This window comes from Acinetobacter rongchengensis, assembly GCF_003611475.1.
Lineage (GTDB): Bacteria > Pseudomonadota > Gammaproteobacteria > Pseudomonadales > Moraxellaceae > Acinetobacter > Acinetobacter rongchengensis.
Genome location: NZ_RAXT01000189.1, coordinates 1 through 577, shown reverse-complemented (window position 1 = coordinate 577; position 577 = coordinate 1). Strand labels below are relative to the sequence as shown.

At 32.9% G+C, this 577-nt stretch carries 1 protein-coding gene; it reads left to right on the top strand.

Annotated features, from left to right (window positions below; translation table 11 throughout):
- Window positions 1-2: 2 nt before the first annotated feature.
- Window positions 3-413 carry a hypothetical protein gene (locus D7V20_RS19455; RefSeq protein WP_235831688.1) on the top strand — a complete coding sequence of 137 codons (411 nt, stop codon included), beginning with the start codon at window positions 3-5 and terminating at the stop codon, window positions 411-413.
- The last annotated feature ends 164 nt before the right edge of the window (window positions 414-577 follow it).

Genomic DNA, 577 nt, shown 5'->3' with positions numbered 1-577 from the left:
TGATTTGTATTAAACCTCATAAGAAGTTTAGTCTAATCTATGCTGATACTGCTCGATTAGAGGCAAACGAAAAGGTTGTTGTTTCTCAATTATTTAGTAGCCTATTGATTGCAACTGCTTCTGGTCAACCTTTAAGTGCTCATTATCACAAGAAGGGAGATTGCCATCCAGCATTTGAGATGTCATATAAGGATCATGAAGGCAAACACAAAAAAATTACTGTACATAGATTAAGACAAGGCGACGTTCGCCTCTACTTTGTCTATAGAAGTGATAACACCATTATTTTATTAAAGTTATTAGCTAAATTCACCCAAAAGCTAGAAAAGACTCATCAAGGTGCAATTACGAAGCTTGCTCAAATTGTACTTAGGCTTAAAGACCCTGAACAAATTAGGGAAAGAGTAATATGACTAAATCATTAGTGTGCATACAAGATAGCTCTGGAACATTTTCGTTAGAAGATGATGAGCTAAAATTCTTAGAAGCATTAGTAGAAGATTTTGATTTTGACAATGAAGAAGATATTTGTGATTTTTCTAAACTAGATGCATTTGAAATAAAAAAAGAAATGATA